At 73.0% G+C, this 14553-nt stretch carries 13 protein-coding genes and 1 pseudogene; 6 read left to right on the top strand and 8 right to left on the bottom strand.

Translation table 11 applies throughout. From position 1 onward, the window contains the following. Window positions 1-25: 25 nt before the first annotated feature. The 3 genes and pseudogenes from V8690_RS39545 (at window position 26) to V8690_RS39555 (ending at window position 4554) form a co-directional block, all read left to right on the top strand. Window positions 26-3206 (top strand): annotated as a pseudogene (locus V8690_RS39545) (cytochrome P450). A 30-nt stretch (window positions 3207-3236) separates the two neighbouring features. Then, window positions 3237-4211 carry an aminoglycoside phosphotransferase family protein gene (locus V8690_RS39550; RefSeq protein ID WP_338784833.1) on the top strand — a complete coding sequence of 325 codons (975 nt, stop codon included), beginning with the start codon at window positions 3237-3239 and terminating at the stop codon, window positions 4209-4211. A 61-nt stretch (window positions 4212-4272) separates the two neighbouring features. After that, on the top strand, window positions 4273-4554 hold the full coding sequence (locus tag V8690_RS39555) for a hypothetical protein (RefSeq protein ID WP_338784834.1): 282 nt from the start codon (window positions 4273-4275) through the stop codon (window positions 4552-4554). A gap of 126 nt (window positions 4555-4680) precedes the next feature. On the opposite strand, the gene V8690_RS39560 is transcribed toward V8690_RS39555, so the two are convergent. The 4 genes from V8690_RS39560 to V8690_RS39575 all read right to left on the bottom strand — a co-directional run bounded on the left by V8690_RS39560 (window position 4681) and on the right by V8690_RS39575 (window position 9283). After that, on the bottom strand, window positions 4681-5709 hold the full coding sequence (locus V8690_RS39560; RefSeq protein WP_338784835.1) for an SDR family oxidoreductase: 1029 nt from the start codon (window positions 5707-5709) through the stop codon (window positions 4681-4683). 231 nt (window positions 5710-5940) lie between these two features. Beyond that, window positions 5941-7119 carry an aromatic acid exporter family protein gene (locus V8690_RS39565; RefSeq protein WP_338785629.1) on the bottom strand — a complete coding sequence of 393 codons (1179 nt, stop codon included), beginning with the start codon at window positions 7117-7119 and terminating at the stop codon, window positions 5941-5943. Window positions 7120-7525: 406 nt separating this feature from the next. After that, a complete protein-coding gene (locus V8690_RS39570; protein WP_338784836.1) occupies window positions 7526-8191 on the bottom strand; it encodes an HAD family hydrolase in 666 nt (221 codons plus the stop codon). A 51-nt stretch (window positions 8192-8242) separates the two neighbouring features. Then, complete coding sequence (locus V8690_RS39575) at window positions 8243-9283, bottom strand: PHP domain-containing protein (protein WP_338784837.1); 1041 nt, start codon at window positions 9281-9283, stop codon at window positions 8243-8245. Between the two features lie 122 nt (window positions 9284-9405). On the opposite strand from V8690_RS39575, the gene V8690_RS39580 reads away from it, so the two are divergent. Continuing rightward, the gene (locus tag V8690_RS39580; protein ID WP_338784838.1) at window positions 9406-10215 is read left to right on the top strand and encodes an SDR family oxidoreductase; all 810 of its coding nucleotides are present in this window, start codon (window positions 9406-9408) and stop codon (window positions 10213-10215) included. A 70-nt stretch (window positions 10216-10285) separates the two neighbouring features. After that, on the top strand, window positions 10286-10522 hold the full coding sequence (locus V8690_RS39585; RefSeq protein WP_338784839.1) for a hypothetical protein: 237 nt from the start codon (window positions 10286-10288) through the stop codon (window positions 10520-10522). A 15-nt stretch (window positions 10523-10537) separates the two neighbouring features. On the opposite strand, the gene V8690_RS39590 is transcribed toward V8690_RS39585, so the two are convergent. The 4 genes from V8690_RS39590 to V8690_RS39605 form a co-directional block, all read right to left on the bottom strand. Continuing rightward, the gene (locus V8690_RS39590) at window positions 10538-11083 is read right to left on the bottom strand and encodes a VanZ family protein (RefSeq protein WP_338784840.1); all 546 of its coding nucleotides are present in this window, start codon (window positions 11081-11083) and stop codon (window positions 10538-10540) included. Window positions 11084-11196: 113 nt separating this feature from the next. Then, the gene (locus V8690_RS39595; RefSeq protein WP_338784841.1) at window positions 11197-11859 is read right to left on the bottom strand and encodes a DUF4230 domain-containing protein; all 663 of its coding nucleotides are present in this window, start codon (window positions 11857-11859) and stop codon (window positions 11197-11199) included. Between the two features lie 107 nt (window positions 11860-11966). Then, complete coding sequence (locus V8690_RS39600; protein ID WP_338784843.1) at window positions 11967-12347, bottom strand: anti-sigma factor antagonist; 381 nt, start codon at window positions 12345-12347, stop codon at window positions 11967-11969. Between the two features lie 205 nt (window positions 12348-12552). Then, window positions 12553-12990: a MarR family transcriptional regulator gene (locus tag V8690_RS39605; RefSeq protein WP_338784844.1), complete on the bottom strand. Its 438-nt coding sequence runs from the start codon at window positions 12988-12990 to the stop codon at window positions 12553-12555. Window positions 12991-13093: 103 nt separating this feature from the next. On the opposite strand from V8690_RS39605, the gene V8690_RS39610 reads away from it, so the two are divergent. After that, on the top strand, window positions 13094-14548 hold the full coding sequence (locus tag V8690_RS39610; protein ID WP_338784845.1) for an aldehyde dehydrogenase family protein: 1455 nt from the start codon (window positions 13094-13096) through the stop codon (window positions 14546-14548). Window positions 14549-14553: the final 5 nt, after the last annotated feature.

Genomic DNA, 14553 nt, shown 5'->3' on the forward strand with positions numbered 1-14553 from the left:
TACCGCGAAAGGCAGTTGTCGCGTCATGCGCCCCACCGCACAGACCCCCCGGCCCGCAGACGACCTCCCCGGCGTCCCCGTCGCCGACATCTCCGGCACCGGACCCGGCGACACGCCCGTCCAGCAGGCCATGGACCTGATGCGCGAGCACGGGCCCGTGTTCGTGCGGCGGCTGTACGGACGCGACACCCTGTTCGTGAGCGACCTGGACCTCGTGGCCGAGCTCTCGGACGAGCAGCGGTTCGCCAAGCACATCGGGCCCGGTCTGCAGAACGTCCGCGAGTTCGCCGCCGACGGCCTGTTCACCGCGTACAACGACGAGCCCAACTGGGCCAAGGCGCACGACATCCTCATGCCCGCCTTCGCGCTGGGCTCGATGCGGACCTACCACCCGGTGATGCTGAAGGTCGCCCGCAGGCTCATCGCCTCCTGGGACCGCGACGCCCGAGCCGGGCAGCCCGTCGACGTGCCCGGCGACATGACCCGCATGACGCTCGACACCATCGGACTCGCCGGGTTCGGCTACGACTTCGGCTCCTTCGAGCGCTCCGAACCGCACCCCTTCGTCGAGTCGATGGTCCGTTGCCTGGAGTGGAGCATGACCCGCCTCGCTCGCGTCCCGGGCCGGGACTACTCGGCGCAGGACGCGGCCTTCCGCGACGACTGCGCCTACCTCGCCCAGGTCGTCGACGACGTCATCGCCGCCCGCACCGGCACCGACCAGAGCCAGGCCGACGACCTGCTCGGCCTCATGCTCACCGCCGAGCACCCCGCCGACGGCAGCACGCTCGACGCCGCCAACATCCGCAACCAGGTCATCACCTTCCTCATCGCCGGCCACGAGACCACCTCCGGCGCCATGTCCTTCGCCCTGTACTACCTCGCCAAGCACCCGACCGCGCTCCAGCTGGTGCAGCGCGAGGCCGACGAGCTGTGGGGCGACCAGACCGACCCAGCCGGCGTACGACGAGATCGGCCGGCTCACCTACACCCGCCAGGTCCTCAACGAGGCGCTCCGGCTGTGGCCCACGGCCGCCGTTTTCGCCCGGGAGGCTCGCGAGGACACGCTGCTCGGCGGCCGCATCCCGCTGCGCGCCGGGCAGTCCGCCCTGGTCCTCACGCCGATGCTGCACCGTCAGCCCGTCTGGGGCGACAACCCCGGACTGTTCGACCCCTCCCGCTTCACGGCCGAGGCGGAGGCGGAGCGCCCGGTGCACGCCTTCAAGCCGTTCGGCACCGGTGAACGCGCCTGCATCGGACGGCAGTTCGCCCTGCACGAGGCGACCATGCTGCTGGCCATGCTCGTCCACCGCTACCGGCTGAGCGACCACGCCGACTACCGGCTCCACGTCAAGGAGACCCTCACCCTCAAGCCCGAGGGCTTCACTCTCACGCTCACCCCGCGCACGTCCGCCGACCGCGTCCACCCGCCGCTGCCCGGCGCCGCCCCGGTCCAGGACTCCCGGTCGGCCGAACCGCAGGGCCTCCCCGCCCGCGTCCGCCCCGGCACCGCCGCCCTCTTCCTGCACGGCAGCAACTACGGCACCTGCCGAGACTTCGCAGCCCAGCTCGCCGACGAGGCCGCCACGATAGGCTGCGACACCGAGATGGCACCCCTGGACGCCTACGCAGGCGGCCTGCCCACCGACCGGCCCGTCGTCATCACGGCCGCCTCCTACAACGGCCGCCCCACCGACGACGCCACCGCCTTCGCCGCCCGGCTGGAGGAGACCCACGACCTGTCCGGCGTGACGTACGCCGTCCTCGGCGTCGGCGACCGCAACTGGGCCGCCACCTACCAGCACGTCCCCACCCGGATCGACGAGCGGCTCGCAGAGTCCGGCGCCACCCGGCTGCTGGACCGCGCCGCCGCCGACGCCTCCGGCGACCTCACCGGCACGGTCCGGGAGTTCACGGCCGGCCTCCGCGTCGCCCTCCTGGGGCGGTACGGCGACCCGGACGCCTCGGCCCCGGACCCCGAGCCCACCACCGCCTACGAGGTCCGCGCCCTGACCGGCGGCCCGCTGGACGCCCTCGCCGAGCGGCACGGGCTCGTCCCCATGCGGGTCACCGAGGCCCGCGACCTCACCGCGCCCGGCTACGCGCGCCGCAAGCGGTTCGTCCGCCTCGCGCTGCCGGACGGCGTCACCTACCGCACGGCCGACCACCTCACCGTGCTGCCCGCCAACCACCCGGACCTCGTCGCCCGCGCCGCCGCCGTGCTCGGCGTCGACCTCGACACCGTCCTGGACATCCGCGCCACCCGCCCGCGCCGCGACTCGATCGCCGTCGACCGCCCCGTGACGGTACGGCAACTCCTCACCCACCACGTGGAGTTGCAGGAGCGCCCGAGCCCCGGTCAGCTGGCCGCGCTCGCCGCCGCCAACCCGTGCCCGCCGGAGCGTGTGGCCCTGGCCGCCCTCACCGACGACCCGCGCACCCTCGTGGAGGTCATCGAGGACCACCCGGCCCTGCGCGGCGCGGTGGACTGGCCGCAGCTGCTGGACCTCCTCACCCCGCTGCGCCCCCGCCACTACTCCATCTCCTCCTCGCCCGCCGTCGACCCGGGCCACGTCGACCTGATGGTGTCGCTGCTGGAGGCACCGGCCCGCTCGGGCAAGGGCGTCTACCGGGGTACCGGATCCGGCTACCTGGCGACCGTCGAGCCCGGGGACACGGTGTACGCGCGCGTGCAGCCGTGCCGGGAGGCCTTCCGCATCGACGCCACCGGCGGATCCGCGCCGGTCGTCATGGTCGCGGCGGGCACCGGCCTCGCCCCGTTCCGCGGCGTTGTCGCGGACCGTACGGCGGCCCGCGCGGCAGGCGCCGAACTCGCTCCGGCCGTCTGCTACTTCGGCTGCGACGCACCCGACGCAGACTTCCTGCACGCCGACGAACTGCGCGCCGCCGAGACCGCCGGAGCCGTCTCCCTCCGCCCCGCCTTCAGCGAGGCCCCCGAGGGCGAGGTGCGGTTCGTGCAGCACCGCATCGCCGCCGAGGCCGAGGAGGTCTGGGCCCTGCTGGACGCCGGAGCGCGGGTGTACGTCTGCGGTGACGGTTCCCGGATGGCGCCCGGGGTGCGGGAGGCGTTCCGTACCCTGTACCTGAAGCACACGCCGGGCGTCGACGAGACGGCCGCCGAGCGGTGGCTCGACGGGCTGGTCGCGGACGGGCGTTACGTCGAGGACGTGTACGCGGCCGGCTGACCGAAGGCGAAGGGAAGGGGTGGGCGCACGGTGGTGGACTCCTGGGAACGGGCCCGGCACATCCTGGAGGCGACGGGCATGGATCCCGGCAGCCTCGCCCATCTCACCCCGCTGACCGGCGGCACGTACAACACCGTCGAGGAACTCCGCCTCACCGACGGCACCCGCTACGTGCTGAAGGTCCCGCCCGCGGCGGCCACCCCCGGCCTCCGGCACGAGCGCCGGCTCCTCGTCTCGGAGGCCGAGTTCTACCACTCGGCCGCGCACGCCGGAGTCCCCGCACCGCGGCTGGTGTCCATGGGCGACGACTTCCTGCTGATGACGGCCTGCCCGGGCCACTCCTGGGACGGCTCGCTCACGGACACGGAACAGACCGCACTGCGCACGGAGCTGGGAGGCCAGACGGCCCGGCTGCACCGCGTGACGGGCCCCGGCTTCGGCTATCCCTCCGGCGCCCTCGGCCCGCTCGCCCCCGACTGGCGGACCGCGTTCACGACGATGTTCGACGCCGTCCTCGACGACGCCCGGCGTTACGGGGCGCGGCTGCCCCGCCCCGTCGACGCGGTGTCCCGTACCGCCCGGTCCGCGTACGGCGCCCTCGACGAGGTCACCGTCCCGTGCCTGGTGCACTTCGACCTGTGGCCGGGAAACATCCTGGTCGACCGCTCCGCCGGCGACGCCCGCATCGGCGGCCTCATCGACGGGGAGCGCATGTTCTGGGGCGACCCCCTGGCCGACTTCGTCTCCCTGGCGCTGCTGGGCGACATCAAGCGGGACGAGGCGTTCCTGGCGGGCTACCGGGAGGCCGGCGGCCGGGCCCGCTTCGACACCCCGGCCCTCCTCCGGCTGGCCCTGTACCGCGCCTACCTGTACCTGATCATGCTCACCGAGACGATTCCGCGCGAGGTGGGCGAGGAACAGGAGCGCTGGGTGCAGGGCAGGGTCGCTCCGGAACTCGTCGCGGCCCTGGACGAGATCGAGGAAACTCTTCCGGCGCCGCGCTGAGGTTTCTCAGGTCACGGCGGAGGTACTCGCGTGGCGCCCGGATCAGCGAAGGGAGCACGCCGTGACCGACCACCGCCTCGAAGGACCCGGCGAGAACGGTGAGCCCGTGCCGCGGGACATGCCGGACCAGCAGGCCGACGCCGGCGAGGACCCGTGGGAGGTCGCCCCGCGCTTCACGGGCACCGGCAAGGAACGGAAGAAGGACGACGAAGACGAGGCCGAGGGCCATGAGCCCGCCCGTGACGTCCCCGACACGGACGAGGCGGGGACGGGACGGCAGGGAGTACCGCGCTCGGGAACCGTCCACCCCGAGCATCCGGAGCCGGACGAGTCCTCCGCCTGAGCGCCCTTCGGCGCTCCGGCGGCGTGAGCGCCGGTGGCCGCAGCCGACCGTGGGGGCCGGCCGCGGCCATCGGTCGTCTTGGCGGGGTCGGTCGTCGTCCTGGCAAGGGTCGTGTGGGTCGTGCGGTCAGCCCACCTTGCGTCCCCGCATAGGTTCCGTCCGTGCGCCCTCGCCCTGCTGAAGGCCCTGAAGGAACTCCTCCAGCACCTCCGTCGCCGTACGCTCCGGCCGCCAGCCGAGTTCCGCACGCGCACGTGTGCAGTCCATCAGGGGCAGCCGCAGCACCGCGTCGAACAGGTGCGGGGAGGCGGGCAGCAGGTGCAGGCCCCAGGCGGCGGCGATCGCCGAACGGGCCGCGGTGCGCGGCAGCCGTACCGGGCGCGCACCGAGCATCTCCCCCAGCACCTGCGCGTCGACCGGCGGCTCGGCCGCCAGATTGAAGGCGCCCCGGGCGTCGGAGCGCACGGCCAGCCGGTACGCGTTCGCCGCGTCGTCCGTGTGCAGCGCCTGAACCCGCAGCCCTGGGATGTCGGGCAGGAAGGGCAGCAGCTCCGGACGGGCCAGCGGGCCGGGCAGGAAACGCCCGCCGAAGATCCGGCGCTGCTCGCTCGCGGACTCCCGCTTGAAGAGGAAGGCGGGTCGCATCCGCACCACCCGCGTCTCGGGGTGGTCGCGCTCGAACGTGTCCAGCGCGCGCTCCAGGTAGGCCTTCTCGCGGCAGTACGCGGCGTCCGGCCAGCCGTGCGTCGGCCACGACTCGTCCACCGCCCGGTCCTTCGGACCCGGCGAGTACGCGCCGACCGACGAGGCGTGCACCAGCGCCGGCACCCCCGCGGCGGCCACCGCCTCGAACACTCGCATGCTGCCGAGCACATTGGTGCGCCAGGTCGCCGCCGGGTCGTGCGTCGGCTGGAACGCCCAGGCCAGATGGACGATCGCGTCGGCGCCGCGGAAGTGCTCGGCCACATCGGACTTCTCGGAGGCCAGGTCGACCGCCGACCAGTCCGTCTTCGGGGGCGACCACTCGGGGATCCGCCGGGCCAGGCCCAGCACGGAGGCGACCTCCGGATCCTCCGAGAGGAGGCGCACCACGCTGGTGCCCACGTTGCCGGTGGCGCCCGTGACGACGATCCTCATGCCCGTTCCGCTGCTCACCATCCGCTCCTCTCGGCCGTGACCGTCCTCCGGAGGATGACCGAGTACCCGGGTCGCGCCGATTGCACGTGGGCAGAGGAAAGCCCCGGCCGGACGGGGGAATCACGGCCGGGGCGGCTCAAGGGGCGGGCGGGTGAGGCCCGGGACACGGTCCCATCCGCACCCACGTGTTGTTCAACGGGGAACTACTTCCGGGTGTTCCGGACTCGGGCCTCTGCCGGGTGATGTGGGTCACCGCTCCCCCTGCTCCGGAAGGATCTCGGCCCACAGGTTCTCGGCCTGGAGCAGCAGTGTGCCGAGCACCGCCGTGTGCTCGGCTCCCAGCCCGGCGTGCTCCCGCAGCCTTTCCTGCAAGTACCGGTGCAGCTCCCGCATCCTCTGCTCCCCCTCGTCGTCCCGGCAGGGGTCTGCGCTGCCGTTGAGCAGGCGGTCGGCCTCCGTGTCGCAGGTGTTCCCGATCAGCTCCAGCAGATCCGCGTACGAGTGGAGGGCCGGGCCCTCGGGCGGGGCGGGCGTGCGGCTGTCGTCCACGGCCACCGCCAGCGCCCGGGTCAGGGCGGTGACGTGCCCGGTGACACGGCCGAGGCGTTCGTCCTCGTCCGGCGGCGGCAGGGGCATGTGCGGAACGCGGTGCAGGGCGCGCAGCGGGCCGTCGGTCAGGCGCAGGCTCTCCTGGCTCCAGCGGCGCGCCGAGCGCAACGCGTCCAGACGGTGGTCCAGCCGCGCCGCGGCGTTGAGCCAGCCGGCGGCGGTCTGCGCGTCCCAGTCGCCCTCGCGCAGGTCCGCGGCGACGGAACGCAGGACGTCGCCCGATTCCCGGGCGAGGGTCGCCAGGTTCTCCCGGACGTCCCGCAGATGGATCGGCGGGAGGACGAGCGCGTTGACGGCTACGCCGATGACGGCACCGAGCGCAGCCTGCCCCACCCGGTGCCCGACGCCGGCCATGCTCACCGTGCCCGAGGTGAGGGTGAACAGGGCCGTGGTCGCCGCGTAGATGCCCTGGTCGCCGAAGCGCGGCCAGTTCGAGAGCAGCATCAGCACCGGTACGGACAGGGCGAGCGCGCCCGTCGTGTCGCCGGTGAGGGCCAGCGCCGCCGAGGCCAGCACGCTGCCGACGCAGATCGCCCCGAACTGCCGCGCGCCCTGCACGAGTGAGCTGTAGACGGTGGCCTGCACCAGCACCAGCGCGACCCACGGCGCCATCAGCGCCAGCGGGTCTCCCATCCAGACGCCGCCCACCAGCCAGGCGATCACCGCCGCCGCGGCGGCCTTCAACGACTGGACGACCAGGTCCCGCTCCCGCCCCGGCCCACGCCAGGCGGCCCGCACGGCCTCCACGACCCTCCGCGCCTCCCGCCGCACGGCGTCCAGCGGCCGCGTGGCGCGGACCCCCTGCCCGAGATCACCCATCCGCTCACGCAGCGCATCGGCGGCGACCCGACTGTCCATCACCTTGCGGGACCGGTCCGCCGCGCTGCCGCTCGCTGCGCCGGGCCGTATTTCCGGCTCCGACGGGCTGGCGGTCGCCGCGCCGGGCCGTGCCTCTCGGGCCGACGGGCTGTGCGTCGCGGCGCCGGGCCGCGTCTCCTGGGCCGTTTCGCTGTCGGTCGTCTCGTCGGAGGCCGTCCCCTGGGCCGTCCGGCTGTCGGTCGTCTCGTCGAGGGCCGTCTCCCAGGGCCGCCCGGTCGGGAGGGTGTCGCTCGCCGTTGCCGCTTCGTCCTTTCGGCGGCCGAAGGCGCGAGCCGCCCGTCGAACCACGCTCGTCACACGCGTCATGCGCTGCGAGTATCCGCGTGACCGAGGGTTTCACGTCGGCTCATGCCAGCGGACTGTCCCGCAGGGACGACAGGAGGTGCGCGGGGTCGGCGTAGATCGCGTCCGCGCCGGACCCCTCCAGGTCGGTGCGCGGGATGCCGCCGCACAGGACGCCCACACAGCGCACCCCGGCGCGGCTGCCCGCCCGCATGTCCCACACGGTGTCCCCGACGAAGACCGCCCGCTCCGCCGGCACCCCGGCCAGGTCCAGGGCGTGCTCGACGGGCTCGGGCGCCGGCTTGCCCGCGTCCACGTCGTCGGCGCCGGCCGTGGCGGTGATGGCGTCGTCCGCGTCGATCGCCCGGCGCAGCGCGCTCAGCTCGGCGCCACCGGCAGAGCTGGCCAGCACCACCGCCCAGCCGTCCCGGTGCAGCCGCCGCAGCAGCGCCCCCGCCCCCGGCAGCGCCGTCAGCCGGTCGAAGTACTGCCCGTACAGCGCCTTGTGGGCGGCGCTGATCCCCGCGTCCTGGTCCCTGTCCCGGTCCTCGCCGAGCAGGTGCGCGACGAGGTCGGTGGAGGCCAGGCCCACCGCCCGGTGGACGGCGTGCATCGGTACGTCGTGGCCCGCCTGCCGGAAGGCCTCCCACCACGTCACGACGTGCACATGGTTGGTGTCGACCAGCGTGCCGTCGACGTCGAACACGACCGCCCGTTCCGCCTTCGCCATATGTGCGATCCCTTCCGCTCCGGCCTGTTCTCCGGCCCGCCGGGTACCACCTCAGCCGCTCGCCACGCCGGACGGCACACGCCGCTCACGGGTCCAGGCCAGCACCTCTTCAAGTGACCACGTCGTCACCACCCGCTCGGGCGGGACACCGCACTCCTCCGCCCGCGCGCACCCGTTGATCTGCCAGTCCAGCTGCCCCGGCGCGTGCGCGTCGGTGTCGACGGAGAACAGCACACCCGCGTCCACGGCCCGGCGCAGCAGCCGTCGCGGCGGGTCGAGCCGCTCCGGCCGGCTGTTGATCTCCAGGGCCGTGCCCGTCTCCACGAGCGCCGCGAACACCTCGTCCGCGTCGAACTCCGACTCGGGCCGCCCCCGCCCGGTCAGCAGCCGCCCCGTGCAGTGCCCGAGCACGTCCGAGTGCGGATCACGAACGGCGGCCACCATCCGCCGGGTCATCGACCGGGCGTCCATGCGCAGCTTGGAGTGCACCGACACCACCACGACGTCGAGCCGCTCCAGCAGCTCCGGCTCCTGGTCGAGCGAGCCGTCCTCGAGGATGTCGCACTCGATGCCGGTCAGCAGCCGGAACGGCGCCCAGGTCCCGTTCAGCTCCGCCACCACGTCCAGTTGCTCCCTCAGCCGCTCGGCCGACAGCCCGCGTGCCACCGTCAGGCGCGGCGAGTGGTCGGTCAGCGCCGCCCACTCGTGCCCCAGCGCCGCCGCGGCCCGGCCCATCTCCTCGATCGGGCTGCCGCCGTCCGACCAGTCGGAGTGCAGATGGCAGTCGCCGCGCAGCAGCGCCCGCAGCCGTTCGCCGCCCCGCGCGGCCGGCGGCTCCTTCGCCTCGCCCTCCAGTTTCCGCAGATAGCCGGGCACCTCACCGGCCAGTGCCTCCCGCACCACCTGCGCGGTCTTCGGACCGACCCCCTTGAGCGACTCCAGCGACCCGGCGTCCGCCCGCCGGCGCACCTCGTCCTCGCCCAGTTCCTTCAGCACCCGGGACGCGGTACGGAAGGCGCGTACGCGGTACGTCGGCGCCAGGGACCGCTCCAGCAGGAAGGCGATCCGGTCCAGTGCCTCGACGGGATCCATCGCCACCTCCACCTCAAGGGTTCCCCAGCGCCCGGCGGGCCGCACGACGGGCGCGCGGTTTGCCCGGTACGCACCCGGGTACTGCGATGCCTCGTCCCGAATCCTCGACGAGGAGGCCTGCCATGTCCGCCCCCACCGCGCCCCGCAGCAAGGTCGCCGTGATCACCGGCTCCGACTCCGGCATCGGCAGGGCCACCGCCGTACGGCTGGCCCGGGCGGGCATGGACGTCGGCATCACCTGGCACAGCGACCACAAGGGAGCGGAGGAGACGGCCGAGGAGGTCCGGGCGCACGGGCAGCGGGCCGAAGTCGCCCGGATGGACCTCACGCGGCTGCCCGAGGCCGCCGACGCCGTCGACGAGCTGTGCGAACGCCTCGGCCGTATCGACGTGCTGGTCAACAACGCCGGCACCGGCACCATGACGCCCTTCCTGGACCTGGAGCTGTCCGACGTGCGCGAGGTCCTCGACGTCGATCTCGTCGGGCCCTTCCTGTGCGGGCAGAAGGCGGCCCGGCACATGATCCGGCAGGGCGACGGGGGGCGGATCGTCAACGTGACGTCCGTCCACGAGCACCAGCCGCGCGTGGGCGCCGCCCCGTACTGCGCCGCCAAGGGCGGTCTCGGCCTGCTCACCCAGGTCATGGCGCTCGAACTCGCGGAGTACCGCATCACCGTCAACGCCGTCGCACCCGGCGAGATCTCCACGCCCATGACCGGGCAGGAGGACACCGACCCGCACACCGAGAGCCGCCCCGGCGTGCCGCTGGGACGGCCCGGCGACGCCCGCGAGGTCGCCGCCGTCATCGCCTTCCTCGCCGGCCCGGACGCCTCCTACGTCACCGGCGCGTCCTGGAGCGTCGACGGCGGCATGCTCCGCATGGGCCCGCAGGCCGGCTCGCACCTGACGAGCGACGACTGGCGCCGCCCCTGAGCGGACCCGCCGGCCCGGCCCCCCGGTGCCTGACTCCGCACTACCGCCGGATGCGCTCTACGCTCGATGCATGACCGAAAGCGCGAGCCCGTACATATCCCACCCGCGGATCATGGTGCTCGGGGTGCAGCCGGGCACACCGCCGTTCCGGATCGTGGCGATCGACGGCCAGGTGGTCGGGGAGGCCAAGGCCGTCACCGACGTCCTGGCGGCCGCCGCCGCGTTCGGCATCACGGTCCACGACCTGGACGATCCGGACGTGGTCCGCTGGGTCGGCGGCGACAAGTTCACCTGGACCGTGCACTAGGGATTGGACCGTGCCCTAGGACTTCCCCGAAGCAGGCTTCTTCCCCGCCCGGCCGCCGCGGGGCCTGCGCGCATGGACCGCGCGGCTCAGCCGGCGCCCCAGCAGCAGGTAACCGACCAGCGCGCCCGCGGTGTTCAGGATGACGTCGTCGATGTCGAAGGCACGGCCGGTGACCAGCGCGCCCTGGGCGAACTCCACCAGCAGCATCACCACGGCTGTCAGCAGCAGCACGCGCAGGATGCCGCGGGTGCGCGGCGCTACGACGGGCACGAGGACGCCGAAGGGGACGCCCAGCAGGATGTTGCCGCCGATCTGGCGGACGGCGTCCCGCAGTTCCGGCTGGTCGAGATAGGCCTTGAGCGAACGGCCCGGATGCAGATTGGTGTGGGTCAGCGCCTCCGACGCGGGCGAGGGCTGGAGGGTCAGCCGGGCCAGCACCACGGCGAAGGCCACCATGAAAGCGAAGGCGCACAGTGTCGCCAGCAGCCGGACGGGCAGCGGCAGCGGGCGTCGCTCGCGGCCGGGGCCGGCCGTACGGAGACGTGAGGCTGTACCGGCCATTCTGTCCTCCAGTCTTCAACACCCCGAGTGGTAAAGGCGGTTACCCACGGCCGCGCCGACGATGCCACCACAGGCCGTTCCCGGCCACGGTTTCCCGCGCCCCGCCGGGTCCCTCAGCCCCCGTACGAGACGCGCACCTCCTTGAAGCCCAGGGATCGCAGCAGGCCTTCGAGCATGCCGGTGGTGTTGCTCTCGGCGCGGGCCGTCAGCTCGCTCTCCTTCGCCGCGTCGCCGATGTGCCGTACCGCGAGTTTCTGCACGGCCTGTTCGCCGTTGGGGTTGTCCGAGAAGAGGTCGCCGAGGCGGTCGAAGAGACCCCGCTGCTTGGAGACGGCGTAGGAACGGTCGGGGTCGAGGGCCGGCCTGCCCAGTTGGGCGTGGGGCAGCCGGAGCGTGGCGGACGTGCGGTCGCCGTTGACCTGCACGTCGTCGTCGCCGACCTTGCCCAGGTCGACGTAGGCGTCGACGGTGCCCGCACCCACGTACAGGGTGCGGGTGCCGCGGATCGCGTCGGGGAGGAACTTGGCGTCCTTCTCCAGGTCCACGACGACCTGGAAGTTGCCGGAGGCGGCGTCGTAACGGCTGAGGTCCTGGATGGACTTCAGCAGCGCGGGGCCGGACCGGTCCTGGGTCTCGGTGCCGAACAGGTCCTTCAGGCCCGGGATCACGCTCAGCCGGAGCCCGGCGAAGAACACGACGAGCACCAGCACGAGCGCGCCCACCACCTTGGCCCAGCCGGGCACGCGCCTGGGGAGACGCTTGACGGGAGTCGTCATGCGACGGCCCTCCTTCCTACTGTCCGGATGCCCGCCACGAGCCGTGCCAGACCGGCCGGTTGAGGATGGAGGACGCCAGCGGAAGCACTGAAGGGCGCACTCGGGCATCACACCGGGCCGGACGCCGCCTCCGGCTGCTCCAGGGCCGCGTCCAGCGTCGGCTGCGGGGGCAGCACCCGGGCCAGGCCGGTGATCCGCAGGACGCGCAGCGTCAACGGGTGGGCGCAGACGAGGAGCAGTTGCCCGTCCCGGTCGAGCACCCGGCTCCTGGCCCGGTACAGCAGCCGCAGGCCCGAGCAGTCGAAGAACTCGATCCGGCTGAGGTCGATCACGACCCGGGCGGCGCGGCGGTTCGTCTCCCGGTCCAGGTGCGGGGCGATCTGCGTGGCCGCGGCGATGTCGATCTCGCCACGGAACTCCAGCACCGTGTGCCCTCGTTCCTGGCGGACGCGCAGATGCCGGGTGAGCGGTGCAGGTTCCTGCCGCACGACGAGATCGCCTCCAGCCTGCTCCGTGCGTGGGGAGGGGCGGCGGTCCTCAGAACCGTTCCCCGCCCTGCAAGTTACCCTCCAACGAGTGAATTTGAGCATGTTCGATTGACATATGTCTCTGAATTGCGCCCGAGTTGGCCGAGGTTCGCGCCGGGGCGTGCGCGGGCGTGAGTGCGGGCGTGATCCCGGGGTGTATCCCGGGTTACGACAGGGCGTGCCAGGCCTTGGTCAGGGCCTGGCGGAACTGCTCGGTCTGGTGCGCCGTGAGGTCGCGCACCATTCGCTCCTCCAGCTCCCGGACGGGCCCGGCGTGCCGTGCGAGCAGCTCCCGGCCGGCGTCGGTGAGCAGGATCAGCAGCTCGCGGCGGTTGCGGGGGTTGCGCTCCCGGCGCACCAGCCCGCGGCCCTCCAGGGAGCGGACGAGGTCGGCGATGGACTGCGCGGTGACGAAGGAGTCGCGCGCCAGCTGGGCCGCCGACAGTCCGTCGTGCCGTTCCAGGACGGTCAGCGCGGTGTACTGGAGAGCGGTGATCCCGGAGGGTCTGACCAGCTCGTCCAGATGGGAGCGCACGACGAGCTCCACCTGCTTGACCATGTAGAGCAGGGAAGGGGGCGCCTTGGTCATCTGTGCGTCCAGCATGGATGCAGGCTAGAGCATTGACAGGAAACCTGTCTGTAAAGAGACTGCGAACCAACAGGAATCCTGTTTGTTGAAATCTTGGCGACGACGCTGAGGAGTGGCGATGACCACGTTCGAGAGGGAACCCGGACAGCTGTTCATCGGGGGGCAGTGGCGCGAGGCCGCCGACGGGGCGCGTACCGAGGTGGTCGACCCGTCCCGGGGCACGGTCGTCACCACCGTCGCGGAGGCGGGCCCGGCCGACGTCGACGCGGCCGTACGGGCCGCTCGCGAGGCCTACGACGACGGCGCCTGGTCCGGTCTGAGCGGCCGCGAGCGGGGCCGGGTGCTGCACCGCGTCGCCCAGCTGATCCGCGAGAACGCCGACGAGATCGCCGCACTGGAGAGCCTCGACGTCGGCAAGCCGATCACGCTGTGCGGCGCGGTCGACGTGACGAACGCGGCCAACGACTACGAGTACTTCGCGAACCTCGCGCAGAGCCAGGACGGCGCCCTGCGCGACACCCCCATGAACGCCCTCGCCTACACCAAGCGCGAGCCGCTCGGCGTGGTCGCCGCGATCACTCCGTTCAACTTCCCGCTGATCCTCGCCGGCAGCAAGCTCGGCCCCGCGCTGGCGGCCGGCAACACCGTCGTCCACAAGCCCGCCGACGAGACCCCGCTGAGCGCCCTGTACATGGCCCGGCTGTTCCAGGAGGCGGGTGTACCGGACGGCGTGGTGAACGTCGTGACCGGCAGCGGACCGGTGGCCGGCGAGGCGCTGCTGCGCCACCGCGGTGTCGACAAGGTCGCCTTCACCGGCTCCACCGCGATCGGCCGGCATGTGGCGAGCGTCGCCGGCGAGGCCCTCAAGCCCGTCACCATGGAGCTCGGCGGGAACGCGGCCCACATCGTCTTCGAGGACGCCGACCTGGAGAAGGCGGTGGGCGCGGTCATCAAGGGCTTCGTCTTCAACACCGGCCAGTTCTGCATGGGCGGACCGCGCCTGCTGGTGGCCCGCTCGGTCTACCCCGCTCTGCTCGGCATCCTCGCCGAGGCCGTACCCGGTGTGCCGGTCGGCGACCCGCGCGACCCGGCCACGGTCATCGGCCCGATGGCGGCCGAGAAGCACCTGAAGAAGGTCGAGGAGTACGTCGCCCTGGCCCGCAAGGAGGGCGCCCGGGTCGTCTGCGGCGGCGAGCGGCTCGACCTGGACGGCGGCTACTACTACAAGCCGACCGTCATCGCCGACCTGTCGAACGACTCCCGGGTGATCCAGGAGGAGATCTTCGGCCCGGTCCTCACCGTGCAGCCCTTCGACGACGAGGACGAGGCCGTCGCCCTCGCCAACTCCACCCCCTACGGCCTGGCCTCGGGCATCCAGACCACCCACCTCGCCCGGGCGCACCGGGTCGCCGACCGGCTCCAGGCCGGCATCGTCTGGGTCAACGACTGGGCGATGCTCGACCCGGCGGTGCCCTTCGGCGGCGTGAAGGACTCCGGCTACGGCCGCGAGTACGGGCCCGAGGCCCTCGCCGGTTACACCAAGGTCAAGTCCGTCGTCGTCTCGCTCGACTGAGACAC

This window comes from Streptomyces sp. DG1A-41 (genome assembly GCF_037055355.1).
In the GTDB taxonomy this organism is placed as follows: domain Bacteria; phylum Actinomycetota; class Actinomycetes; order Streptomycetales; family Streptomycetaceae; genus Streptomyces.

Coding starts and splice junctions, on each gene's coding strand:
- V8690_RS39565 (WP_338785629.1), bottom strand. CDS start 7,119: ATGGGTGATCTCGGGCAGGGGGTCCGCGCCACGCGGCCGCTGGACGCC.
- V8690_RS39570 (WP_338784836.1), bottom strand. CDS start 8,191: ATGGCGAAGGCGGAACGGGCGGTCGTGTTCGACGTCGACGGCACGCTG.
- V8690_RS39575 (WP_338784837.1), bottom strand. CDS start 9,283: ATGGATCCCGTCGAGGCACTGGACCGGATCGCCTTCCTGCTGGAGCGG.
- V8690_RS39580 (WP_338784838.1), top strand. CDS start 9,406: ATGTCCGCCCCCACCGCGCCCCGCAGCAAGGTCGCCGTGATCACCGGC.
- V8690_RS39585 (WP_338784839.1), top strand. CDS start 10,286: ATGACCGAAAGCGCGAGCCCGTACATATCCCACCCGCGGATCATGGTG.
- V8690_RS39590 (WP_338784840.1), bottom strand. CDS start 11,083: ATGGCCGGTACAGCCTCACGTCTCCGTACGGCCGGCCCCGGCCGCGAG.
- V8690_RS39595 (WP_338784841.1), bottom strand. CDS start 11,859: ATGACGACTCCCGTCAAGCGTCTCCCCAGGCGCGTGCCCGGCTGGGCC.
- V8690_RS39605 (WP_338784844.1), bottom strand. CDS start 12,990: ATGCTGGACGCACAGATGACCAAGGCGCCCCCTTCCCTGCTCTACATG.
- V8690_RS39610 (WP_338784845.1), top strand. CDS start 13,094: ATGACCACGTTCGAGAGGGAACCCGGACAGCTGTTCATCGGGGGGCAG.